The following is a 24,137-nucleotide window of genomic DNA, read 5'->3' as shown; positions in this document are numbered from 1 at the left end:
TATGTAAAGATTTTAAGCATAACTATAAATTTGTAAAAAAACTAGACAAATAATAATATTTGTCTAGTTTATATTTTCTATTTACTTTTATACTGCTTATTTATCTGTCCTATATCGCTCTAAAGCCTCTTCAATATTACCACAAACCAATTTATTCAATCTATTAATAATATCTACAGGATTTTCTTTCATTCCCTTTTTAATCCAGTCAAGCAGAAGACCTATAAATGCATACTTATAAAAATCTGCAATAAATTCCTTATCTTTTTCCCTAACTGACATGCCTTTTGCCTTTTCTTCTACTACTCCCATAAGAAGTAATTGTGTTTCATTGTATAAATAACGTTCTAGATATTCTCTACTTACAGAGTTAAATGTATTTAATACAAAAGATTTATTCTCTAATATGTAGTCAAATATCTGTGCAAATCCTTGTTGCCAAGTATTATATGTCTTTTTTCCGTCTAAAGCTCGTGTTGCTTCATTTGTATAAATCCACTCTAGTAAATCATAAATGTCCTTGAAATGATAGTAGAATGTCTGCCTATTTACTTCGCAATCTTCTGTTATATCTATGACTTTTATTTTTTCCAATGGTTTTTGTGATAGCATTTTTTTAAGCGATGAAGCAAATGATTTTTTAGTCATTTGAGACATATGTATCCCCTCCATTTTTTTAACTTGTAAAATTCGTATTTATACATCATGATTTATTATTGATTTTACATCCAACTATTTTCTCTAATTCATCAACTATTCCTTGCGCTTTCATTCTTTCGAACATTTCTCGTATCTTTAAGTATATTCATTTCCTCAATCCTTATAGTAATATTATAATATAATATTACTATAAGGATTGAATGTATTGGACCACTCAGCGCATAATTGAATATACATCTCATCATTGTAAATAACCGTACCACTTACTTGTAATACGATTTTCTATTACATCTCTAAATAAGCTAGTTTTTCTATTGATTAATAAAACTTGATTCATTTTGGCATAAATATTATATCCTCTATAAATGTAAATTTTCATCTTTAGTAGATTTCTTTTGGGATGTAATTATATCTCAGTCTGATTATTTAGGGGAAACTAAAGAAGGATTTGTCCATAATCAATATATTTGGGTACTTTTAAAGTATGATATAACTATATATGAATACCCTAAATTTAGAGATACAATAACTGTTGATACCAAAGTGTTAGGTTCAAAAAATTCTATGGATATAGACAAAATACTATAAAAAACTCTGAGGGTAAAGTTATAGGCAAAGTTTTTTCAACAGCTATATTAATAGATTTTGAAAAAAGACGTCCTATGAGGATATCATCTACTCAAAGCGAAATATATGGACTTAATGGAGAATTAGATGAAGTACCTACTTTAGATGATATTCCTAAAATTCAAAAAGAGGACTATATAAAAGACTATCCAGTTAGATATAGTGATATAGATTCTAATGGTCATGTTAATAATGTGAAGTATGTGGAAATGGCAATAGATACTTTACCAAGATCTATTTTAAATGAATATAAATTATTTAATATTAAAGTCCTATTTAAAAAGGAAACAACTGATGGAGATACATTACATATTTCATCTGAAGTAATTTATAATGAGAATGACGATATTACTACCATTCATAATATCTACTAACTCATCTTTCTTCCTATTTTGAAGAACGACAAATCTTCATGAGTTCAATAGTTATTTTTGAACGATTTCCATAACTAAATTCTATTAGTTTATTGCTTAATATGGCAACATTTATTTATAATATTAAACAATAAATGTTGTATTTTCTTTAATTTGTCTTATTAAATTACCCTTATTTTCTTCTAATTGAACTAGTCTATTTACATTAGCTCCTGATGGATGTGGAAATCCTTTAAGGATTTGTTTTTCACAAATAATTCCTTCTTCTAATAATTTATACAGTACCTCTTCAACTGCCCTTCCTAAAGGTATTATCAATATATCTTTAAAATTTTCAATGTTATTAAGTTCTTTAATAAAATTATCATACACATATTTCATTAATAACTCACTTTTTAATAATTTAGGTGTATGACCTGAGTAATTCTGTTTTTTTACGAACACAGGATATGGTATAAGTGATACAGTGTGTAGTAAATAATCTTTGTCCTCAAACAATGCTGAACAACTCTTTATGCTTAGCGCATCATTGAGTTTTATATCATCTAACATGCTAATTATATTTTTTCTCAATCCTCCACTAAATCTACCTGCCACTTTACATTTATATTGTATTTCTTCAATATCTGTTCCTAGTTCTAACTCTTTTCTAGCAGTTGAAATAGCTGTACTCATTTGCTGAAATCCAGGTGTTATCCCAATAATAAATACCCTGGCTTTTGGGTTCAAATACTCATTATGTGGAGCATAATATATTTCTATATTACCTTCTCTTTCTATAAGAAAATCATCTATCAATAATTCATATTTTCCATATTTATCTTTTATCGGAAGTCTTTTTATAACTTCTTCATATTCATACAGTGTTTTTTTCATATTCCCTCGCTCTCTGTATTTTATTGCTTACTAGCATTTTTTATTTTATTTATCAATTATATATTATTTTTACCGTTTGTTATTTTATGATTCAGAGTTAACTATTCAAACTAAACTAATTTTCTATTTTAAGCATATACTTACTGTACTTCTCTTTAAAAAACTCAAAATCATCATCGTTCTTAAATGCTAAATCCACCCACTCATCATTACATAAATGGTATACATATCCTTTTTCCTTGTGTACTATATAGTAATCAGCCATTCCTTTTAAACTATTAACTACTTCTTCCTCAATTAACTCCCTTATTAATCTCTTGTATCTTATATCTTTAACCTTACAACTAGTATAAAAATTGTGCACTTTTTGAATCCCTACTTCATTTGATTCTCCTAAATCTGTAACTATGCAGTTAAGATTTTTTAATACAATTTTATTGAATATATATGAATTTATTCTTATATTTGATTGAGTATATGTAGGTTCAGAGTATAAGTCTTTGCGTTCATATTCACCATCTTCATTTTGTATAATCTCCCATTGATATTCATCATACTTATTTATTATAAATAATATATCATCATTGTCATTAAATAGATCCTTAAAAATATGTAATGCTCTTATATATACTCTTTCTAAGGCTTTACTATCTTCAAAAATTGATTCTTCCATTTTAGTTTTTAAATCTAATTCTAACACATTTTTATTGACTCTACAAAATGGCTGATATAATTTTAAATTTTCATATTTATTGACTATGTATTTTTTCAATTCGCTCATAATTTATGTTCTCCTACGCAAATTTTGTTAATTAAGATGTTTTTCTTATTGAAATCTTATATCCTAGGTTGACTATTAAGTTGTATAAAATATTAGCCTTTGATTTTCTTAATCTGATAGATATTGATTTTAAAGAATAGAAATTTCTTCTAAACCACATATACCCCTCGAACAATTCTTCTTTGCTCATATTCTTAGGTTCAAATGCTACTCTGGTTTTTCCATTGTAATATGACCACTCATCAGTCAACAACCTGCCATCTTCTTTTAATCGATAATATAATGGAGTCTTTTGAAGTGGTGTTAATATACTAACTGTAACACCGTCAATACCTAAAAAATTACACATATCTAAAGTTGTTTTAAATACTTCAGTTGTATCAGTATCAAAACCAAATATTATTCCTGCTTGTATACAAATTCCATATCTATGAACAGAGTCTATTAAATCTTTATATTTATCTACATTGTTCAATCCTTTATTTACACTATTTAAAGTTTCTTTTGAAAAAGACTCTAATCCCACAAAAAAGTAAATACATCCTGCTTTTTTAGCTAACTTCAATAACTCCTCATCATTGCATCTTTCTAATGTAACCTGTGCTGCCCACTTTTTATTTAACTTACTAAGTTCTTTTAATAATCCTTTTGCATATTCAACATTCCCAAAGAAATTATCATCCCAAAAAACAAAAAACTTACTTTTTATATTTTTAATATCATCTATTACCTCATTTATAGGCCTTTTTCTAAATGAATCTTTATATATTTGTTTTAGATTACAGTAAGAACAACTATATGGACATCCTCTTGTTGCAAAAACTGCACCTTTAGTAACCCATCTTCTTTTTATTAAATCTCTTCTTGGTATTGGAATTCCTTCTAACGATGGAGTATTTAAACATTTATATTCACTTTTGTAATTTTCATTATAAAATTCTTCTAAAAATACTGGCCAACTTTCCTCAGCCTCCCCTATAATTAATACATCACAATGTTCTTTTGCCTCATTTGGTAATAAAGTTGAATGAGGACCTCCAAAAGCAACCTCACTCCCTTTGTTTCTAAACTTTTTTGAAATATTATAACAATAAGGTGCATTTGCAGTATTAACCGTAATTACAACTAAATCAAAATTTTTTTCAAAAGGTATCTTTTGATTGTACTCATCTATTAGTGTAATTTCATATTTACTTTCATCAATAAATGCTGCTAAATACGGCATTGTTATTTGTATAAAGTTATTTATCTGCATTTTTCTAAATCTATTAATCTCCTTATTTTCAGGAGTTATCATTAAGATACTTTTTTTCATGTCCCCCTCCAAATGATCTATTATGGTCATTACCATTTTTTGTTAATATATATCTTGTACATATTATATTATCACACTTATTAATAAGAAAAACCGCATCACATTATTGTAACACGGCTCTACGTTATATTCCCATAATATCTATATTTTATACTTATACTACTCATAGCTAATTTTCATATTTTTACTATCAAAGTAAACTAAATCTCCTTCACTAAAGTTCCAAACAGCTTGAAATTTAGTCGGCCTATTTACTCCATTAACTACCTTATAATCACTTGTAACAGCAGACCATTTTTCATAAGTGTTAGTATCTGAAGATAGCCTCTTCTCATCTATAAAGTGAGTCATTTCATAGTTTTCATTGAAGTAAAAAATCCCTGTAGTTTTTCTTCCATTTTTTCTTATTGTTGCCTCAACACTATAATCATCAATTTGTTTATACGTAATATTTTCTTGAAGAGCAAGACTTGGATGCATCATACATTCTGATAAATATGAAGAGTCAATAATATCAAACTTAGTATTAAAAAGTGTTATGTGCTTCGCAAGTATACCTTTCATTGTTGCCTTTCCATCTTTGCAAATATCTATACCTTGAAATGGTATTCCAAACATTTTTGAATCAATTAATGCTACTCTCGTAGGCTCTTTTACAAAATCATATACTGTATAATCAATTTTTACATTAGGCTTATTAAACCCCATAGAAAATTCTACATCCTTAAAATCAAATTTAATTATACTCGCACTTTCAATTCCTACATATCCATTTTTAATAAAATATTTCTGTATAACTTCTGGAAGAGTTTTTAAATCACCCTCAACGATTATACTCTTAGTCATTTTATTTTCCTCAGAAAGTTCTCCGACAATACTTCTATATTCCTTTTTAACCGGAGAATATGGAATCATTAAGTAAACAATAATAAATACAAGTAAACTAAAAATTACCCCAATCACTATTTTTCTCCCCTTTTTCATATTAATTTATCTCCCTAATCCAAACTTACTATATTTTTTTCTAACTTTTTCATAACTAACAACATACTATCCAATTCTTCTTCTGTTATTCCATCATATAACCTTTCTATAAATTCTTCTTCTTTCTCTTGTCTATTTTTAAAATATTGATAGCAATTGTCTGTCAGCGATATTCTTAGAGCTCTGCTATCATTAACGTCTTTTTGTAACTCTACAAGACCAGCTTTTTCTAAATTAACAGAAAGCTTTTTTACATTTTGTCTGCTATAACCAATTATTTTTGAAACTTCTGTAAGAGTAGGGCTATTGACCCCACTGCTTATTATGGATATTAATAAAAACCATTGCTTAGTTGTAATTTCACTAAAAACCTTGTCTCCTTCATTTTGAATTCTGTTAGAAAGAAAAAATATTGATCCAAATATATATGCTTTTTTTTCCATCATTTTATTATCACCTCAAATAAGTAACTAGTTACCTTTTAGTGTAAATTAGCTCCTATATATTGTCAATCTTTTGTTTTATTAGATAAGTATGTATCAACGTTTGCGTAAACACATACTTATCTAATATCTATAAGATTATTTGATTTTATATACTATTTAACGAATACATACCATATAAAACTACTCAATATCTATCTTCATATCTTTGTAATAATACTTCATATCATTTTCATTAATTTCTCTTAAAACCCTGCAAGGATTACCAATAGCCACTACATTTGAAGGAATATCCTTAGTCACTACGCTACCTGCACCTATTACTGTATTATCTCCAATTTTTACACCTGGAAGCACTACTGCACCTGCTCCAATCCAAACATTATTTCCTATATGTATAGGTAAATTATATTGAGCTTGTTTTCTTCTTAACTCTGGATGTATAGGATGTGTTGCACTTGCGATAACTACATTAGGAGCAAACATAACATTGTTCCCTACAAATATGTCTCCATCATCAACTAAAGTAAGATTAAAATTAGCATAAACCCCATTCCCAAAGTGAACATTTTTACCACCCCAATTTGCTCTAAGTGGAGGTTCTATATAGCAATCTTCACCTATTTCAGCAAACATTTCTTTTAATAGTTCACTTCTCTTTTCTTGTTCTACTGGACGTGTCTGATTAAAGTCGTATAGTAAATCTAAGCATTTTAATTGTTCTTGTACTAATTTTTCATCATTACAGTAATACAATTTCTGATTATATTGTCTATGTATTATTTCTTTTAGCTCCATTTTCCCCTCCTGAATAAATACTATAATTTTTTATATTATAACATTTTATATGTATAACTAAATAAAATCTATATATACTTCATTATATTTTAAACTTTATTATAACAATAAAAAAACTATATAAAAACTAAGTTTTTATATAGTTTTTTAACATCTAATTTACTCATCTCTTTAAAATACGCTCAATTCAAGTTAATACCTTAGGTTAATCATAAGTATTAAAAATATAATTTATTTTATCTTAACTTATGTTTTTCACTTAATAAATTCGGTATTTCTCTATACTTACTTAAATCATATATTTTTTTTACATCTTCAATTGAATTTGAGAAATTTAAAAATGCAATTGAACTTAACTGAGAAACCTCAACTAATTTTTTATCTTTTAATATATTTTCAGGTATTTCCTTTGATAAAAATACGTCTTCCGAATATAAGAAAATTATATAATTGATTAACGATAACTTATCATCATTAGATAATTCATTAAATTTACTACAAAAATGTTCATATCTATCATCACTTGAATCTGTGAACATCATAACTATACTCGTATCCTTTAGTGGAAAAATACAGATATGTAAATTTTGTATGCTATATTTTCGTTCTTTAAAATATATATCATTTACAATTTCTCCATCTAAGTCTGTTACAATAGCTATGCTTCCTTGAAATGCCAGAGGTACAACATAGTCTAATTTCTGATGATAAAATTGATAGTATTCTCGCTTACAATTTAATTTACTTAACCTCTTTGCTTTATCATAATTTCGCTTGTATTCATCTATTTCAACATCCTGAATACTGTGCATATTTCTAATGAAATCTAATGCAAAAGGATTTTTCTCACCTATTATTTCATACAATGCATGATCATTAGTTCTATTTCCTATATGCCTTAAAAAGTTTTTCATAGCTATTTGTGCTAACATTTTAGGCGTTGCCTCATTTTCATAGTTATTTGGATTTTCATACTCTTGAAAAATTGTACTATCACACTCTTTACATATTATTTGAAATGTTCCTGCATTTTTAACACCTTTCTCCTCATCTAATAACGGTATATTTATTAATGTATTTGAATAGTACAAATATCCATTAGTTGATATGTTTCTTAAACAAAATGCTGGTACTGAGTGTGAATTACAGAAACTAGACTTCTTTTCATTGCAATGTAAGCATCTATCTCCTTTAGCTCTTTTTCTTGTTTGAGTCATTATATGTCCAAACTCTTTTTTTCTAGCTAAAGCATCGCTTCCTATCTCACCTTCATATAATCCAAGTTTAAAAAATTCTATTTCTTTCATACTGTACCCCTTTATTAAATAGCTAAAAATACATCTATTAAATATTTAAAGTTACTACCTTTAATAGGCATAAAATTAAATATTTTACGTGGAAAAGAAGAAACGTATTTACTTCAAGAGGTTCTTCTTTTTTAATCCTGTATATGAATTCACTTTATAATATCTATACTTAATTATATCATTTAATGCTTTTTTAACTTTATTTAATATTAAATTTTTTACTTACATATAATTTTTTATAAAAAAACCGTATCACTCATTTGTGATACGGTTAATAGTTACCATTAAAATATTATTCTTAATTTTCATATTATTTTAATGGTAATTTAAATTCACTGAATACATCTAAGTTATCAGTATTTTTATCTACAACTTTTACTACAATATAGTCTGCATCTTTAGAAATAGGAGTAAATTTTTTATATTCTAATGTACCAATTTTACTTTCTATATTATAACTAAATGTATGTCCATCTAATTTATTGCCTTTATCATCATATGCTAGTATGTATGCACTTTCTCCAAATTCCTTAGGGATATCTACTTCTACCTCAGTAGTTCCTGGAGTTAAAACAACCTTTTTTAGTACAGCCTTGTTGTTTTCTAAATTAGGCTCAAATTTTACATTTTTACTATCATCTTTTTTCATAGCTAATTTATATTTCCAATGGCCTTTTATATATTTTAATCCCGTTTCATCCCATATACTAAGATCTGATATATTTATTTTTAAATCAAATGTATCCTCTATATTTATTCCCTTCTGTATAAGTGGTTCTAAATCAATATACTGTAAAACTGCATAAGTATTTTCATCAATCTTTTTAGTCGCAGCATCAACTTCACTTAATTGTTCATCGCTAAAACTAGCTTTTATGTCCCCACCGCCAATAGACTTGTTCAAATATACACTATCTGATTTATTAAGCTTACTATTTTCTGATTCTATTATATAACTTATAAAGATATTACTTCCGTCACAATATGCTTCTTGTACTGTAATACCTATATTATTACTTACTGATTTTTCATTTATTGGTTTTACATTTTTATTATTTACACCTTTGACAAATGACATTTTTTCAGATACTGCTTTATCTGATTTTAATATGTTCATTACATTTCCTAAAAAAGGTATTTTCTCTGCAAGTGCTGGGTGAGTCACACTCATTCCTAAGAGAATAACACAAACCAGTCCAAATGATACAACTGTATTTTTAATAATCTTTTTTCTTCGTTTTTCTCTTTTTATAAATGCTTTTGTTTCATCTATTCTTTCATCTACACAATTTGGAATTTCACGACCACCTATTATTTTATCAACTTTATTCATTTTATCCATTATTTATACCTCCCTTATTATCTGAGTATTCTTTCTTAACTTATTTCTAGCTCTAGATAACCTGGATTTAATAGTTCCTTCTGATTCTTTTAATATTTCGCTTATTTCTCTTGTATTAAATTGAGATATATAATAAAGTGATATAACTAATTTTTGCTCTTTTGATAAACTGTTTAACATGTCTTCTATTTCAAATTTACTCAAGAACTCTTGAGTGTAACCTTCTTCTTTATAATTGTCTACAATTAATACTTCTTTATTCTTAGCCATTATGTCTTTACATTTGTTAATAAGTATCTTAGTTAACCATGTTTTAAAATAAGAATCATCTTTAAGTGATTTTATATTTCTATATGCCGCTATCATTGTTTCCTGCATTGCATCCGCTACATCATCGTCATTATTTAAAATAGATTTAGCAGCCTTATATAAAGCTACTTTGTTTGCTTCAATAAGTTCAAAAAAGGATTCTTCATTACCTTTTTTAGCTTTTTTTATTAAGTTTTCCATTACTTCCTCCTAAAAATCTTATGTACGTACATATCGCTTTCTTAAGTTTTACTTTGTTTTGCCACAATTATTAGACTCGTGTTTTATCCAAATAGTTCCATTTATTTATTATTTTTTAATAAAATAATAAATTTGAAATATTATTGCTTATTTATCTTATCGTTCAAATTTAATTATTCTAAATTAAAAACTAAAAACAACTATGTTAAAACTAAGTTTTTTTATAGTTGTTTTTGTATATCTTAAAGTTCCCTCATGTCGTATTTAGGGTTCCCATGTGTTGTATTTCAAATTGAATTTTACTATCAATTTAACTTGCATTTTATGTCTAAAAATTAAACTTAACTTTATTGTAGATATCTAATCTTTTATTAAAAAGAAAAAACTAGTAGAAAATTTAGTTCTACTAGTTCCCTCCTTACATCTTTTCAATTTTAGATTTTTCCTAAATCCTCTACGTTTTTCTTATAGATTCTGTCTTTCTTCATATATAAATAAACTCCGAATACTCCTATAGCCATTATTATAAAACACGCTAAAAATGCATATTTCAAATATATATCTGCACAAAATCCTATAACAATGTTTATAAAAGCAGAAAATAAACTGCCTATCATTGAGTAAACTGATAAAATAGTAGCTCTATTCTTACTTATAGATTTATTTTTAATATCTAATACAATTGGTGAAATCATTGATATTAATCCACTTAAAGAGCATACTGCAATAATACTTATAAATATGTTTTTGGTAAATACCAATAATAACACACATAAAAGCATCATACTTACCATTGTTTTTAAAGTTTTCACTTGCCCAAATTTTTTGCTAATTACATGGGTTTTAAAAGATAACATTGCTAGAAGTTCTGAAAGTGCCGTTATATACCCCAGAAATCTTATATCCACCCCTATACTTTCAAAATGTAATTGCCCTAAGTTTACACTTATTCCATAGGATATTTCAGATATTATAGCTGTAGATATAACAAATATAAACATTAGCTTTACATTCTTTATATTTTTAAAACTATCTTTAATTATGGATTCATTTTTTTGATTAGAAATCTCTATCTCTACATCCTTTGTAAAACAAATAGTAATAATACTTAGACCACATGCAACGACTGTTGCAATTATCGCTGATTCTATGGATATATTTATGAAAAAGAATGATGTTGTTGATGAAATAAAAAATGCTAGACTATTAAAGGCTCTATATCTACCAAAAACCTTCTCACTTTCATCTGAATTGCATGATCTGTATAGAAATGCTATATCACATCCAGAGGTCCCTGACACTCCAATAGCAGTTAATATTGTCTGTAATAAAAATCCAATAAAAGTATTACAAAATAATAAGCTAAATCTTGCTAAAAAGAATACTATATATGATATTGTTAATGTCTTTTTATATCCATATTTATCTGCAAAATATCCCCACGGGATTTCTGTAAGCACTATTATAAATAGTAATATAAATTCTAAAAAGAAAAATTCACTTATAGATAAGCCTCTTTGTGTTCTATATATTAAACTTACAGGACCATAAAATACTAGTCCTTGTAGGAATGCTATTAAATACATTAATTTTAAATTTCGTTTCATTGAATTGCCCCCTAGTTATATAAATTTTAACTAATAGGGGCTTAATCTTGCAGATGCATTTTACATCCCTCCGTTTTTTATTTATACAATTTATTATATCAGAAGTCTTATATTAAATTGTTCATTTTAATATAAGATATTCCGCTAGAAAACAACATAAAAATAACTGTATAAAAACTAGGTTTTTATACAGTTATTTTTATGTTGTTTTCTATATTTAACTTATTTATTTATTTTTTTTAGCTGTATTGCTAAATCTCAATACATTTTCCATAATACTCAAATTTTAATTAATAATAACTAAATAAAAAATTTATAATCTTTTACTTCCAACTATTTGAAAGTTTTTTAACTTATATAATTTATAAATTAAATTTAGAAAGTTCCCATATGCCGTATTTAAAAGTTATTAGTTTTTACATTTTACCAGAATAAATCCATTTCTTGCTGATGAATCATATCTCCTTCTTCTTCTACCTTGTATTCAGTAATTTTATTTTCTAATGTACCTTTAAAAAACTTATAAGATCCAGCTTTTATTTTTTCAACATCATCTTTATCTAAAGTTATCATAACTGCATCCTCAAATGCCTTTTCCATATATTCATTTTTGAAGTTAATCTCTTTAAAATCCATTTTAACCCTTCTTAAAGTTCCCTTTGTAAATAAACTTTCATCAGGGATATATGTATTGCTTACAACCACCTTTGAATCATCATTATTAGTATTCTTTTCTATATCTTTTAAATCTTTCATATCTAAAACTTCCACATCAGCAGAACATTCATCTAATAAAATTTGCTCTTGATTATCATCATTTATCATATCTTTAGCAAAATACTTTCTTTTATCTAAATCTTTAACTATAAAGTCAATAGAATCAACTCTTCTACCTACTTTATTTTCTTTAAAATCTATTTCAAAACACCCTGTATTATTAAGCTCTTTTATAGCGGGAACTATAATTCTTCTTTTAAAGTCATTGTATCTATCATACTTTCCTTCAATCATTAAAAGCTCTTTAAGCTCGTCCACCTTATAATTTATAATTGATTTTGTCCCACTCCATAATCTTAATAAATCATAAAATCTTTGAGCATTTGGGTTTATTAGTCCAAAAAATATAGCTAAGTTGATAGGTGTATATCCTGTATCTAAATAGTTTCTTATGTAATTATGAATTTCTTTAGATGCTTCAATTTTAAAAGTTTTTCTAGATTTTATATATTTAAAACCATTTATAAACCCATATTCCCCCCATCCCTCTTCATCTCTAAAATAAATACTTTGTTTTCTTAAGTTAACCAACAAATTAGAAATTGAGTCCACAGAGCTAGTCTGTTTTTTCTTTATTATAGTTTTAAATTCTTCATGAGATATTTCACATTTAATTACATCATCATTATTTCTTTGTAATTTATATAAAAGCATTAAAAATATTCTATTCTCTAGCGTAGAGATATTATACTTAGCTTTTATAATTATGTTATTTTTCATAACTATATTTTTTTCATTTATATTCATCATTATCCTCCACCCAATAATTCATATCATTCCTCTTATAATTTAATACAAAAAATAAATTACGTCAATTTTTCAAAATATGCGTTTTAATATTTTCCATATGTCGTATTTAAACTAAATTAAATACTAACATGACTATTTTCAATTATTTGATTAACTTTTTCTCCCGTCACATTTAAGGTTCCCATGTGTCGTATTTAGAGTTCCCTCCTGTCGCATTTAAATTTTTAAAGTATAATATTTAAAATTCTCTCCTGTCACATTTAAGGTTCCCATATGTCGTATTTAGAGTTCCCTCCTGTCGCACTTAAGGTTCCCATGTGTCGTATTTAGAGTTCCCTCCTGTCGCACTTAGGGTTCCCATGTGTCGTATTTAGAGTTCCCTCCTGTCGCACTTAGGGTTCCCATGTGTCGTATTTAGGTTTAATTTTATTAGTAATTCCAATATCTTCAGGTAGGCCTAAATACTATTAAATACTATAAATACTATTTAAATACTAAGTAAAGACTAGTAAAGGTCATTTTTTGTTCTAATCTGATCTAGTCTTTACATTAAAAATAAAAACTCTTAGGAAATTTGTAATATATAAAGATTATATTTTTACTGAAAATAGTTTAATGTATATGAATTTGTAGATTAAATGAAATATATATAGATTAAACATATAAAATTTAAGAATATTGTATATTTTTAGTTTATATTAAGATAGAAGATACCCCTAAAAGCTAATGAGATAGATTTTAAAGAGATTTTTAGATTATTTAGAGTAATTACCTATCAATACAGTTTTTAAAAGCTCTAATTCTAAATATACGGCTATATATAAAAATTTTTATCTAATTATTATGATTTTATAAAATATATTGTAATATATTAATTAGTATTAACTCAAGGGGGATATCTAAATGATAAGGGATTTAAAAAAAGTAGATAATATAAAAATAATTGAACTTTTAAAAAATGAAGTTTCTAGTATAAACGAAATTGAAATAGAGAATATGATTAACTCTAATAGCTATTGTAAAGTGTATGCAGAAGGAAATTCTATTCTAGGTTTTTCTATTTTAACTTTTGATAATATAAAAAAAGATTCAAAATTGATGTTGTATGTATCCGAATCAAATAGAAATAATGGAATAGGTCATAAACTATACTCAAGCGTTATAGATTTTATTAAGTCTAAAGAAATTGAGAAAGTTAACATTGAGATTAGAATAGAGAAATATGATACTAGTAGTTTTTTCTTAAAAAAGGGATTTAACAGGTGGTTTGGATACTGTCATATGAACTATAAAGGAGATAAGAAGGATTCAAATTTAAATCCAATTAGATACAAAGACACATACTATCATGAATATAAAGAGTTATATGAAAATTGTTTTTATGGTATGCGAAAATCATTAAATATACAACCTCATAGAGTACATCCCAGTAGAGATGAGTTAATAAAAAATCAAGATTATATATTCATGTTATTAGATAAAAATAAAATTATAGGAGCTGTTACACTTTTAAATAATGAAATTGATGATCTTATTGTAAACAAGGATTATCAAAATAGAGGTTATGGAAAGGAACTTTTAAACTTTGGAATAAACTATTATATTTCACAAGGATCTAAGGATATTTACTTAAGAGTTGCAAATTGGAATAGTAAAGCCATTAATATTTATAAAAATGCTGGATTTAGGATAAATATCAAAGGAGAATATTATTACTTAGATTTAAATACAAAAAAGCCTGTATAATATATATTTTTAATATACAGGCTTTCATTTGTTTAAATTCATAAGTACTTGTTAAATAAAAGCTTTAAGAGTTCTTACTTATGTATATTTTAAAAGCTTTTATAGCTAAGTACATTGTGTATATTGCAATAATTTTTATAATGAACGTTAGAAGCATATTAAATAAATTAAAAACAATCATTCCATTCATAGCTAAATCCATAATAAACCCTCCTAATTCACTTTTGTAAGTCAAGTGACTTTATAGGTTTATATAAAACCAATAAAAGCACTAAACTGATGATAATTATTTTAAATATTGAATCAAAGCTATAAGAAATTTGAGTATGAATTAGGCTAGGATCATCAACTTATTGAATAACGCCTATTGATGTGCTCATTTGAGATGGCCCGATTATAAAAAATGATATAATTCCGATTACGCAAGAAAAAATAACTGATAAAAGTATATGAGACTTATAAGAATAATTTTTCACTAAACTCTCCCCTTTCTTTACTAGATATATTACCAGTATAAATATTGGAATAACAACAAAAATAAGAATACTTAAATCTACAAAATACGACGAATAGTAATAAGATTTGAAAATCAAGAATGTTTTTTACTAGTATTGATTTTCAAAACAACAATAGGTAAGATTGTTCTAAGAAAGGGGGATGATTTATGAGTTTAATTCTCAATCTAATTATATTTTTAATTTCTTATTCTATACTGAGCTTAGTTTTTACTTTGATCTTGCTAGCTATTATAATGGGAATATTCCTTATTATGAAGGTAGTTTTTAATATGAATGAACAAAGATGGGACAATCTTTTTAGATACAAAAATAATATTGTTTTAATGCTAGTTATGGTGGTTTGCTTGATGGTATCTCTTACAATTACATTTATTATAAGTAATTTATTTTTCGAATTTATAGAATTTAAATATAAAGAGATTTCATCGATACTTATTATTTTATTTATATCTTTACCTATAATCTTTAAGTTTTTTAAACTTAGAGACTATATAAAATCAAAACTTACTAAAGATCCTAATCAAAAGGGATTATTTGATTGAAAAATTTAGTTAGTTTAACCCCTCTTAAAATCAGGAAATGTGGATTTTAAGAGGGGTTAATTTTATAAATAAAAGATTAGATTGAATTAAATTAAATTAATGTTTAAATTAATATATTTAATATATTAAAGTTATAATATTAAATATATTAAAATATATATTGAAATATTGAATATTAAGGCTGACTTTTTGAAAAAAATAGAATATACTTATATCAAGAAGGAAGTGATCAAGTGTATAAAGTAATAACGAATTGTCCGGTATGTGACAAAGAGATGAAAATAATGAAATTAAAATGTAATCATTGTAACACAATAATAGAAAATGAATTTTCGTTTACTAAATTCAATAAATTATCAAAAGAACAACTGAATTTTGTAGAAGTATTCCTAGCATGTAGAGGAAATATAAAGGATGTAGAAAAGCACCTTGGAATATCTTACCCAACTGTTAGAGGTAAGTTAGATGAAATAAATAATGCATTAAATTTAACCGTAAAAAAAGATACATCTAAAGAAAAACAAAATATTATGGATATGTTAGAGAATGGTGAAATAAGTTCAGATGAAGCAATAAATCTTCTAAAAAAATTATAAAAACCAAATTGTAGCGTATATATAGTACTAGCAAGGATTCGGGTTAGTAAGTTATTCACATAAATTGTAAAGGGTGGTAAAAATGGAAGATAAGAAAAGAATATTAAAAATGGTTGAAGAAGGTAAAATAACTTCAGAAGAGGCTATTAAATTATTAGAAGCACTAGAAAATAGCAATAATGAAAAAGCGGATGAAAAAAAAGATATATCAGCTGAAGAGTTTTTAAATATAACTCCAAATCCAGATGGAGAAAAAATGTTATACGTAAGGGTGTTAAGCTCAGATGGGTCAAAAGTAAAAGTAAATATACCATTAGAATTTATAAAAATAATGGGTGGAATAGGTAAAATGCATATTGGGGAGCTTGAAAAACATAATATAGACTTTGATAAATTAATGGATGCAATAGATAAAGGGTTTGTAGGTAGAATCGTTGAGGTAGAAGATGGTAATGACCGAGTAATAGTTGAAATATGCTAAGAGGTGAACATATTGAAAATTATAGTTAAAAGTAAGGAGGGCAATAGCAACTTAAACTTAAATATACCTATGGCTGTAGTTATTGCTGGGTTAAGGTTAGGAAAGCCATTTATAAAAAAAGAGCATATAAATAAATATAACAAAGGTACTAATAGTAAAGAAATCATAAAAGACAGTGAAGATATAAAAGAAATGATAGATGTTTTAATAAAGGGATTAAAGTACTTAAAGAAAAACCATAAGGGATTGGTAGATATAGAAGATCATGGTGAGATAGTAAAAATACAAATATAAAATGTATAAACGGGATGGATATTAATCTCAGTCAAAAATTAGTTTTATGGGCGTTATTATTTAAATGAACCTTGGATAATAGGTTATTTAAATAATAGGTGTACCTAATAACATTTGTTATAAACAATAAAAATAGGAGCAATTGCTCCTATTTTTATTGTTTATAAGCATTTGAAAATACTAAAACTAGCTTAATAGCATTATCTAAAAATATAGTAATTCCATGTGCTCTATAAATAGCTAATGTAAATTTAATACTTTTATCTAAGTTTAGGCAAAGTATTTTCGTCTATAATTTCATTTTTACAAATATAGACTATCTTACTCATCATAAATTTTCATGATATTATTTATACTACTTTAGGTAATCATCAAAATTGGAAAATATTGATAATTGTTATATTTATTGATTAATAATATACTATTTTTATACATTTAAAAAACAAAATGTTTATTAAATGTATAAAAATAAAATACAATTTGGAATAAAAATTCAAAAACAATAAAAGATTTAAATAAATAAGATTAAATTCCAGACATATACGTATTAAGAGGAGTTGAGTAAAATGGCTAGCAATGATATAGGCATAGATTTAGGAACTGCGAATGTATTGATATCCGTTTCTGGCAAAGGAATAGTATTAACAGAACCATCAGTAGTTGCTATAGAGAAAAATACCGGATCTGTTTTAGCAGTGGGATCAGAAGCGTATAAAATGATAGGAAAAACTCCTAGTAATATAGTATCTATAAGACCATTACAAAATGGTGTAATATCTGATTATGACACTACAGAAAAGATGCTAAATTACTTCATAGGTAAAGTATTAAATAAAAAAGGTATGAATAAGGTGTTTATGCCAAGAGTAATGGTATGTGTACCAACTGGAGTGACTGGAGTTGAAAAAATAGCTGTAGAAGAGGCTGTTAGACATACTGGGGCAAAAGAGGTTTATACAATTGAAGGCCCAATAGCAGCTGCTATTGGAGCAGGCATAGATATTTCGAGTCCAAATGGAAGTATGGTTATAGATATAGGAGGAGGTACTGCAGATATAGCTATTATATCTTTAGGTGGTACTGTAATTAGTGAGTCAATAAAGATAGGCGGAGACAAGTTTGATGACTCTATAATAGAATATATTAAAAAGCAGCATAATTTTCTTGTAGGGGAACTAACAGCTGAAAAGATAAAAATAAAAATTGGAACAGCATGTATTGATGAAGAAAAGTATATGGACATAAGTGGAATAAATTTAGTTACAAGACTTCCTGGCAAAATACAAATTAATTCATCGGAAATAAAAGATGCAATTGAAAAATGTACACAACAAATAATATTAGCAGCATGTTCAGTATTAGAAAAAGCACCACCAGAATTATCATCAGATATTTATGAAAATGGAATAATCATGACTGGTGGAGGGTCACTTCTTAATGGTTTAGATAAAAGAATACAAGCGAAAACTAATATAAAAGTTAGCATAGCAGAAGATGCTTTGTTATGTGTTGCAAAAGGAACAGGAGCCTCACTTGCATCACTTAATTTATTAGAAAAAAGTAAAAAATGATATTTTTAACTATTTAATACAATAAACACAAAAGGACTTAAACTCTTTTAATTTAGAGTTTAAGTCCTTTTATTTAGAAAAACATTATCCTTGTAATCCTCTTGATTGACGTTCCATGTCTTCAATTACAATATCGTATATTTCTCCTAAAGTTGAACAGTATTTTAATACTTCCCAAGGTTCATTTGTGTGGAAATGAACCTTGATAAGTTCTTCATCACCTACAGCAAGTAAACAATCACCTTTAAAATTAGTATTAAAGTATTCATTTATTGCATCCTCATCAAGATTAGTTCCTTCGATTAACAACTGTGTATCATATCTATATTCTAACATTTTTTATCATCCTTTCAAATTTGTATAATATATACAGTAATTTATACTTATATATATTATATCAAAATTAATTTATTAAAAAAATAAGTACTAAATCAAATTTTTTTGAATTAAATACATTAGTTAATAGTTAATTTAAAACTCTACTCCTTAACATATAGATAAGATATTAAATAGAATAATATAAAAGCTATTAACATAGCTACCATAGAGATAGTCTTACCATGGCCTTCGATAATTGAAAAGTTTAGAAACTTTAATCTACTTAATATTCCTAATGTACAAGCTACTACTATAATAGGCAAAAATGAATAAAATAATTTTTCTTTTAAGCTATATATTACGCCTAGGCCTCCGAACATTAAAATAATAGTTATACCAATATACCCTGTTAATTTAAATTCAAATGTAGTCGGTAGAATTCGATCCATTAAGGTCATTAAACCTATATATGTACAGAATAAAACAAATACAATAAATGTAAACCTTTTTTCTTTATTTGAATAGACTGCATTTCCTAAAATGTTCAAAATAAGATTTACAAATAATAGTGTAAATACTAAGCATACAAAGAATTTACCCACATCTAAGGTTTCATTAGGATTTATTAACTTTGGAAGTAATGTAACTAAAGAGTATATTCCCATAGAACTCAAAAACAAAGTAAATCTCTCTTTAAAAGAACTTTTATTTGTATTTTTTAATATTTCGTCACTTATTTCTTTTGTATTTCTTCCAAAATAATCTTCGGCTTTAATTTCTTGATTTTGGGCCTCTATAATATCTGTTAAAATTTCAAGTAAAGATTCTTCTATTTGAGTTTCATCTTTTAAGAAACTTTTTGCTCTGATATAAACCAATATGTCGTCATAAAATAATTTGTTTTCTTCACTTAATAACTCCCTGTATGAATTATTTAACTCTATAAGTTTTTTAGCATTCTGCATATTATTCCCCTCCCTTTTTACTTAATCTTTAAAATTTTATTTACACTATTTGATAGAATACCCCATTGTTCTTCAAATATCTCTAGTTGGACTTTACCCTGATTAGTAAGTTTATAGTATTTACGCATAGGCCCCTCACCTGAACTTCTCATTTCTCCAACTATTAATTCTTGTTTTTGAAGTTTTAGTAATAGTGGATATATTGTTCCATCTGAAACTGTTGAAATTCCATATTCTTTTAATTTTAAATTCATCTCATATCCGTAGATTTCTTTTTGACTTATAATTTTTAAGATACACCCCTCTAGAATACCTTTTAGCATTTGAGAGGATATTGTATTGTTCAAAATAATCACTCACCTTTTAATATATCTATCTTGCTTTACAATATAGCACTCTTTTACTATGTTGTAAAGCAAGATAGTGAGAGGAATTGCTTCTATAAAAACTAGTTTATAAATTAAAGAATAAAAATATCCCTTAGAATCAACGAAGTTGAAGTCTAAGGGTATTAACTTAATCATATCTATTTTAATTCATTTAAATTTATTGTAAATTCATCACCGATCTTTTTAAAATCATCATTCATCTTACCACTTGTATTAGATTGCTTTGCAGCATAAGGAACAAGTTTTAATTCTGTTGCATTTTTATCTAGATTTTCTTCTAAATTAGATAATGTCAGTTTACCTTTATTTTCATCGGCACTTATTATGCAAAATTCAACATCATTACCTAAATTATCTTTTCCAAGTAACTTTATATCATAATAAACCAAATCTTTATTATGAATATGTCTATCATAGATTATATTAGGACCTAAAGCGTTAGTTCTATATTCTTTTAATGTAATTGTTTCATCTTTTCCTAGCTCAAAAGATTGATTTAGTTTAATTGATTTTGTATCGAGTTCAAGATCTTTTCTATTTGTTTTAAACTCAAATACCCATTTTCCATTTATAGTATTTTCTTTTTTATTTTCAAAGTAAACAGGATCAGAATAAGCTATTTTAATATCTAAATCATCTTTTTTTACATCTTCGTCTAATGTATATATAAATACTTCTTCAACTGTATTTTTGTCAATTATAGTAGCACTACCACTACCACCTGAATTCATTGGTTTACCATTTATATAAATATTTTCAAATGCCATAATATTACCATCTTCAAGTTCCTTTTTATATTTGTATGTTGTAGATACAATTAAAACGTCTTTATCTAATACAACTTCATTTAAAGTTATTGTAAGCCCATTTTTCGTTATAGATTGGCCAACTACAGTTTTATAATCTTCTAAGTTTGATTCTAAACCTAAAGCATTTTTTATATCATACATTACTTTGTACATGTTTGCATAAACAGGATAACGAAATACAAACAACCCACCAATTAAAACTAATCCAGAAACACTAGTAGCTAATATTTTCTTTGATTTATTTTTTCTTTTATTCAATTTAGACTTTACCCTGGATTTTATCAATTTTTTATTTACACTAACTTCTTCATAATTTTCTATATCAAACTCTACATCATTAAAAGATTTATATTCATTCATAACATTAAACCTCCCTATTTGTAAGTGATTTTCTGATTTTTTTTCTTCCCCTGGATAACCGACTGTAAAGACTGGATATACTTAAATTATTATCTTTGGCTATTTGAGGAGCATCCTCGCCATCTAAGTAATAACTTATAAAGATATCTCTATCCTTATAGGGTAAGTATTTAACAATATCATCTATTCCCTCTTTAATCTCAATATCAAGTAAGTTTTTATCTATGTAATAGATACCGTCATCAATCTCATAAGTTTCTATTTTATCTAAATATTTTTTCTTATAGTTAATTGCTTTATATTTTGATATTACACAGATCCAGTTTTTAAAAGAGTTTTTGTCTTTATCAAAACTATCTATGTTATCCCAAATAGCTAGAAATACATCACTTATACATTCTTCCTCATAGTTTATTAATTTACCTAGATTTCTTCTAACAACAGATGCAACAAGGCCACTATATTCATCTATGAGCATTTCTAACCCCTTTTGTTTTTTCTTTTTTATATATTTAATAATTAATTCAGCTTGCAAGTTATTTACCCCCTTTTTTCTTACAATACATCCGTAAAAGCTTTTACACTTCTTATATACAATTTAAATTATAAGAACCTTGCACTTTTATAAAAAAATTTTTCATACTTTCTAATAATAAAGTTAAAAGGGGTTTAAAAAAAGGGTTAAAAGCTATTTAAGTAAATTAAAAAATATAATGGAAAGTAAACTTGACATATGAGTTTGATATATATAGAATAAAAGTAAAGTAAGCTTTCCATTTGGAGAAATATAATGAATTATGGAAAGTGAGCTTTACTTTTAAGCTGAAGGAAGGAGCTTATATTTTGAATAATAGATTGGAAGAAATAAGAAAGCAAAATAAAGTAACTCAAGAAGACTTAGCAACTGCACTGGAAGTTTCAAGACAAACTATAGGTTCTTTAGAAAATGGAAGATATAATCCATCGATAATTTTAGCATTTAAAATTGCGAGATATTTTAATATGGCAATTGAAGAAATTTTTATTTATGAGGAGGAAAATGGGAATGAAGATTAAACAAGATGAAAAATTAAATAAAGCTATGGTTATCTTTGGGGTAATTATATTAATAGTTGGATTAATAATATTAGTAGCAGGGCCATCTAGTGATGTTTGGGATAGAGCATCAAGTTTATGTATAGGCCTAGGGGTTGGAGCAATTTGTGGAGGATTAGGAGGATCATACGGTATTAGAAAATTGAGAAAAGATCCTGTTAAATTTAAACAACTCCAAGTTGAAAGAAAAGATGAAAGAAATACGCTTATAAAATGTAAAGCAAAAGCAACATCAGGGGAAATAATCAATTGGATGGTTATCATAATTGCTTATGTATGTATTGTAATGAACTCTCCATCTTGGACAACAATGTCATTGCTAGCAATCTTTATTTTAAAATATATATTTGAAATAATTCTAGCAAATCAATACGCTAAAAAGTTTTAGGTTTTATATAATGATATTATTATACTGTCTAAACTTATTTCAATCTTACTGTTAAATGTTCTAACTTAATATTTGATGATGAAAATAGAAAAATTAGGTTAAACATAAATTTAAAGAAGCCCTTAGAATACAATTAATTGTATTCTAAGGGCTTCTTTAAATTTAGTTAATAAAACAACTTATATTGTAAAAAATACCAATATAGTTTAGGTGTACTTACCATTGCATAATAAAAAATTCGAATAATATTTCTTTGTAAAGTGATTGTTAAATTGTTTGAATTGATTGAATTTTAATAATTTTCGTGTTAATATTTTTATAAGGGTTATATGAAAATAAGTTTCATTCCTAACATTGCAGCGTACAAAATTACTTATTATGAATATATAATCTTGTACATTAAATTTAATAAACTTAACGAAAGGAAGTGATGTATTTGAATGTATTCACTGAAAAATTAAAAGAGGTTTTACTTTCAGTTACACCAATTATCATTATAGTAATGTTATTAAATTTTACCCTAACTCCTTTGGAAACTCCACTTTTATTTAGGTTTGGAATTGGATCAATCTTTATAATTTTAGGATTAGCAGTTTTTTTAATTGGAGTTGAAATAGGGATTACTCCTTTATCAAATCTTATAGGATCAAGCATTGCAAAGGTAAATAAATTATGGGTAGTAATTATCGCCGGACTAATACTTGGGTTTTTTATCTGTATTGCAGAGCCGGATTTATTAGTTTTTTCAAATCAAGTTGATTTAGTCACATCGGGTCAGGTATCTAGTTCAACTATTGTTATAGCTGTATCTATAGGATTAGCTATAATGCTTTCATTTGGATTAGCAAGAGTTGTTTATAATATTCCTCTATACAAGATTTTAACAGTATTATATTTAATTATTTTCCTTATTG

Annotated in this window: 29 protein-coding genes and 1 pseudogene; 11 read left to right on the top strand and 19 right to left on the bottom strand. The window is 26.1% G+C overall.

The genetic code is table 11. From position 1 onward, the window contains the following. Positions 1-96: 96 nt before the first annotated feature. A complete protein-coding gene (locus tag ACRDDE_RS10740) occupies positions 97-657 on the bottom strand; it encodes a TetR-like C-terminal domain-containing protein (protein WP_438627212.1) in 561 nt (186 codons plus the stop codon). Positions 658-981: 324 nt separating this feature from the next. On the opposite strand from ACRDDE_RS10740, the pseudogene ACRDDE_RS10735 reads away from it, so the two are divergent. Both ACRDDE_RS10735 and ACRDDE_RS10730 read left to right on the top strand, forming a co-directional pair. Beyond that, positions 982-1,277 (top strand): annotated as a pseudogene (locus ACRDDE_RS10735) (acyl-ACP thioesterase domain-containing protein); the annotation flags it as partial. Positions 1,278-1,322: 45 nt separating this feature from the next. Beyond that, on the top strand, positions 1,323-1,661 hold the full coding sequence (locus tag ACRDDE_RS10730; RefSeq protein WP_438627399.1) for a hypothetical protein: 339 nt from the start codon (positions 1,323-1,325) through the stop codon (positions 1,659-1,661). Between the two features lie 123 nt (positions 1,662-1,784). Here ACRDDE_RS10730 and ACRDDE_RS10725 read toward each other — a convergent pair whose 3' ends face one another. From ACRDDE_RS10725 to ACRDDE_RS10675, 11 genes are all read right to left on the bottom strand, one after another. Next, on the bottom strand, positions 1,785-2,537 hold the full coding sequence (locus ACRDDE_RS10725) for a hypothetical protein (protein ID WP_438627211.1): 753 nt from the start codon (positions 2,535-2,537) through the stop codon (positions 1,785-1,787). A 115-nt stretch (positions 2,538-2,652) separates the two neighbouring features. Further along, positions 2,653-3,318, bottom strand: a complete 666-nt coding sequence (locus tag ACRDDE_RS10720) for a DUF3885 domain-containing protein (protein WP_438627210.1) — start codon at positions 3,316-3,318, stop codon at positions 2,653-2,655. Between the two features lie 31 nt (positions 3,319-3,349). Then, on the bottom strand, positions 3,350-4,633 hold the full coding sequence (locus tag ACRDDE_RS10715; protein ID WP_438627209.1) for a radical SAM protein: 1,284 nt from the start codon (positions 4,631-4,633) through the stop codon (positions 3,350-3,352). A 159-nt stretch (positions 4,634-4,792) separates the two neighbouring features. After that, complete coding sequence (locus tag ACRDDE_RS10710; RefSeq protein WP_438627208.1) at positions 4,793-5,617, bottom strand: DUF6544 family protein; 825 nt, start codon at positions 5,615-5,617, stop codon at positions 4,793-4,795. A gap of 14 nt (positions 5,618-5,631) precedes the next feature. Continuing rightward, complete coding sequence (locus ACRDDE_RS10705) at positions 5,632-6,063, bottom strand: MarR family winged helix-turn-helix transcriptional regulator (RefSeq protein WP_438627207.1); 432 nt, start codon at positions 6,061-6,063, stop codon at positions 5,632-5,634. A gap of 180 nt (positions 6,064-6,243) precedes the next feature. Next, complete coding sequence (locus ACRDDE_RS10700; protein ID WP_438627206.1) at positions 6,244-6,858, bottom strand: sugar O-acetyltransferase; 615 nt, start codon at positions 6,856-6,858, stop codon at positions 6,244-6,246. 236 nt (positions 6,859-7,094) lie between these two features. Continuing rightward, complete coding sequence (locus tag ACRDDE_RS10695; RefSeq protein ID WP_220796982.1) at positions 7,095-8,165, bottom strand: hypothetical protein; 1,071 nt, start codon at positions 8,163-8,165, stop codon at positions 7,095-7,097. A gap of 310 nt (positions 8,166-8,475) precedes the next feature. Then, positions 8,476-9,507, bottom strand: a complete 1,032-nt coding sequence (locus ACRDDE_RS10690) for a DUF4179 domain-containing protein (RefSeq protein ID WP_220796981.1) — start codon at positions 9,505-9,507, stop codon at positions 8,476-8,478. A gap of 3 nt (positions 9,508-9,510) precedes the next feature. Beyond that, positions 9,511-10,017, bottom strand: coding sequence for an RNA polymerase sigma factor (locus tag ACRDDE_RS10685; protein ID WP_220796980.1), 507 nt, complete (start codon positions 10,015-10,017; stop codon positions 9,511-9,513). A gap of 434 nt (positions 10,018-10,451) precedes the next feature. Continuing rightward, a complete protein-coding gene (locus ACRDDE_RS10680) occupies positions 10,452-11,624 on the bottom strand; it encodes an MFS transporter (protein WP_438627205.1) in 1,173 nt (390 codons plus the stop codon). A gap of 423 nt (positions 11,625-12,047) precedes the next feature. After that, positions 12,048-13,148 carry a replication initiation protein gene (locus ACRDDE_RS10675; RefSeq protein WP_438627204.1) on the bottom strand — a complete coding sequence of 367 codons (1,101 nt, stop codon included), beginning with the start codon at positions 13,146-13,148 and terminating at the stop codon, positions 12,048-12,050. A 906-nt stretch (positions 13,149-14,054) separates the two neighbouring features. Here ACRDDE_RS10675 and ACRDDE_RS10670 point away from each other — a divergent pair. After that, positions 14,055-14,897 (top strand): GNAT family N-acetyltransferase, encoded by an 843-nt coding sequence (locus ACRDDE_RS10670; protein WP_438627203.1) that lies wholly within the window; start codon positions 14,055-14,057, stop codon positions 14,895-14,897. 64 nt (positions 14,898-14,961) lie between these two features. On the opposite strand, the gene ACRDDE_RS10665 is transcribed toward ACRDDE_RS10670, so the two are convergent. Next, the gene (locus ACRDDE_RS10665) at positions 14,962-15,099 is read right to left on the bottom strand and encodes a hypothetical protein (RefSeq protein WP_168932441.1); all 138 of its coding nucleotides are present in this window, start codon (positions 15,097-15,099) and stop codon (positions 14,962-14,964) included. 148 nt (positions 15,100-15,247) lie between these two features. Beyond that, the gene (locus ACRDDE_RS10660; RefSeq protein WP_438627202.1) at positions 15,248-15,373 is read right to left on the bottom strand and encodes a hypothetical protein; all 126 of its coding nucleotides are present in this window, start codon (positions 15,371-15,373) and stop codon (positions 15,248-15,250) included. A 188-nt stretch (positions 15,374-15,561) separates the two neighbouring features. Between ACRDDE_RS10660 and ACRDDE_RS10655 the strand changes: the two genes are divergently transcribed. The 5 genes from ACRDDE_RS10655 (at position 15,562) to ACRDDE_RS10635 (ending at position 18,899) form a co-directional block, all read left to right on the top strand. Beyond that, positions 15,562-15,957, top strand: coding sequence for a hypothetical protein (locus tag ACRDDE_RS10655; RefSeq protein ID WP_438627201.1), 396 nt, complete (start codon positions 15,562-15,564; stop codon positions 15,955-15,957). A gap of 233 nt (positions 15,958-16,190) precedes the next feature. Further along, positions 16,191-16,553, top strand: a complete 363-nt coding sequence (locus tag ACRDDE_RS10650; protein ID WP_438627200.1) for a DUF2089 domain-containing protein — start codon at positions 16,191-16,193, stop codon at positions 16,551-16,553. An 82-nt stretch (positions 16,554-16,635) separates the two neighbouring features. Then, positions 16,636-17,034, top strand: a complete 399-nt coding sequence (locus ACRDDE_RS10645) for an SHOCT-like domain-containing protein (RefSeq protein ID WP_247013821.1) — start codon at positions 16,636-16,638, stop codon at positions 17,032-17,034. A gap of 12 nt (positions 17,035-17,046) precedes the next feature. Continuing rightward, positions 17,047-17,328, top strand: a complete 282-nt coding sequence (locus ACRDDE_RS10640; protein ID WP_438627199.1) for a hypothetical protein — start codon at positions 17,047-17,049, stop codon at positions 17,326-17,328. 566 nt (positions 17,329-17,894) lie between these two features. Then, positions 17,895-18,899 carry a rod shape-determining protein gene (locus tag ACRDDE_RS10635; protein WP_438627198.1) on the top strand — a complete coding sequence of 335 codons (1,005 nt, stop codon included), beginning with the start codon at positions 17,895-17,897 and terminating at the stop codon, positions 18,897-18,899. Positions 18,900-18,983: 84 nt separating this feature from the next. On the opposite strand, the gene ACRDDE_RS10630 is transcribed toward ACRDDE_RS10635, so the two are convergent. The 5 genes from ACRDDE_RS10630 to ACRDDE_RS10610 form a co-directional block, all read right to left on the bottom strand. Next, positions 18,984-19,235, bottom strand: coding sequence for a kinase to dihydroxyacetone kinase (locus ACRDDE_RS10630; RefSeq protein ID WP_438627197.1), 252 nt, complete (start codon positions 19,233-19,235; stop codon positions 18,984-18,986). Between the two features lie 143 nt (positions 19,236-19,378). Then, on the bottom strand, positions 19,379-20,182 hold the full coding sequence (locus ACRDDE_RS10625; RefSeq protein ID WP_438627196.1) for a hypothetical protein: 804 nt from the start codon (positions 20,180-20,182) through the stop codon (positions 19,379-19,381). Positions 20,183-20,199: 17 nt separating this feature from the next. Then, positions 20,200-20,529: a PadR family transcriptional regulator gene (locus tag ACRDDE_RS10620; protein ID WP_438627195.1), complete on the bottom strand. Its 330-nt coding sequence runs from the start codon at positions 20,527-20,529 to the stop codon at positions 20,200-20,202. A 179-nt stretch (positions 20,530-20,708) separates the two neighbouring features. Continuing rightward, a complete protein-coding gene (locus tag ACRDDE_RS10615; protein WP_438627194.1) occupies positions 20,709-21,740 on the bottom strand; it encodes a DUF4179 domain-containing protein in 1,032 nt (343 codons plus the stop codon). Between the two features lie 4 nt (positions 21,741-21,744). Next, a complete protein-coding gene (locus ACRDDE_RS10610; protein ID WP_438627193.1) occupies positions 21,745-22,275 on the bottom strand; it encodes a sigma-70 family RNA polymerase sigma factor in 531 nt (176 codons plus the stop codon). A gap of 308 nt (positions 22,276-22,583) precedes the next feature. Between ACRDDE_RS10610 and ACRDDE_RS10605 the strand changes: the two genes are divergently transcribed. The 3 genes from ACRDDE_RS10605 to ACRDDE_RS10595 form a co-directional block, all read left to right on the top strand. After that, entirely contained in the window at positions 22,584-22,796 is a 213-nt protein-coding gene (locus ACRDDE_RS10605; RefSeq protein WP_438627192.1) for a helix-turn-helix transcriptional regulator, read from the top strand. Continuing rightward, complete coding sequence (locus ACRDDE_RS10600) at positions 22,786-23,223, top strand: hypothetical protein (RefSeq protein ID WP_438627191.1); 438 nt, start codon at positions 22,786-22,788, stop codon at positions 23,221-23,223. The genes ACRDDE_RS10605 and ACRDDE_RS10600 overlap by 11 nt, the downstream gene beginning before the upstream one ends. A 436-nt stretch (positions 23,224-23,659) precedes the next feature. Then, the coding region (locus tag ACRDDE_RS10595) for a DUF1538 family protein (RefSeq protein ID WP_438627190.1) at positions 23,660-24,137 on the top strand (478 nt) is incomplete at its 3' end.

This window comes from Paraclostridium sp. (assembly GCF_051656405.1).
GTDB lineage: Bacteria > Bacillota > Clostridia > Peptostreptococcales > Peptostreptococcaceae > Paraclostridium.
Note: the sequence above shows the minus strand (reverse complement) of the source record. Positions and strands in the feature narration are given on the sequence as shown.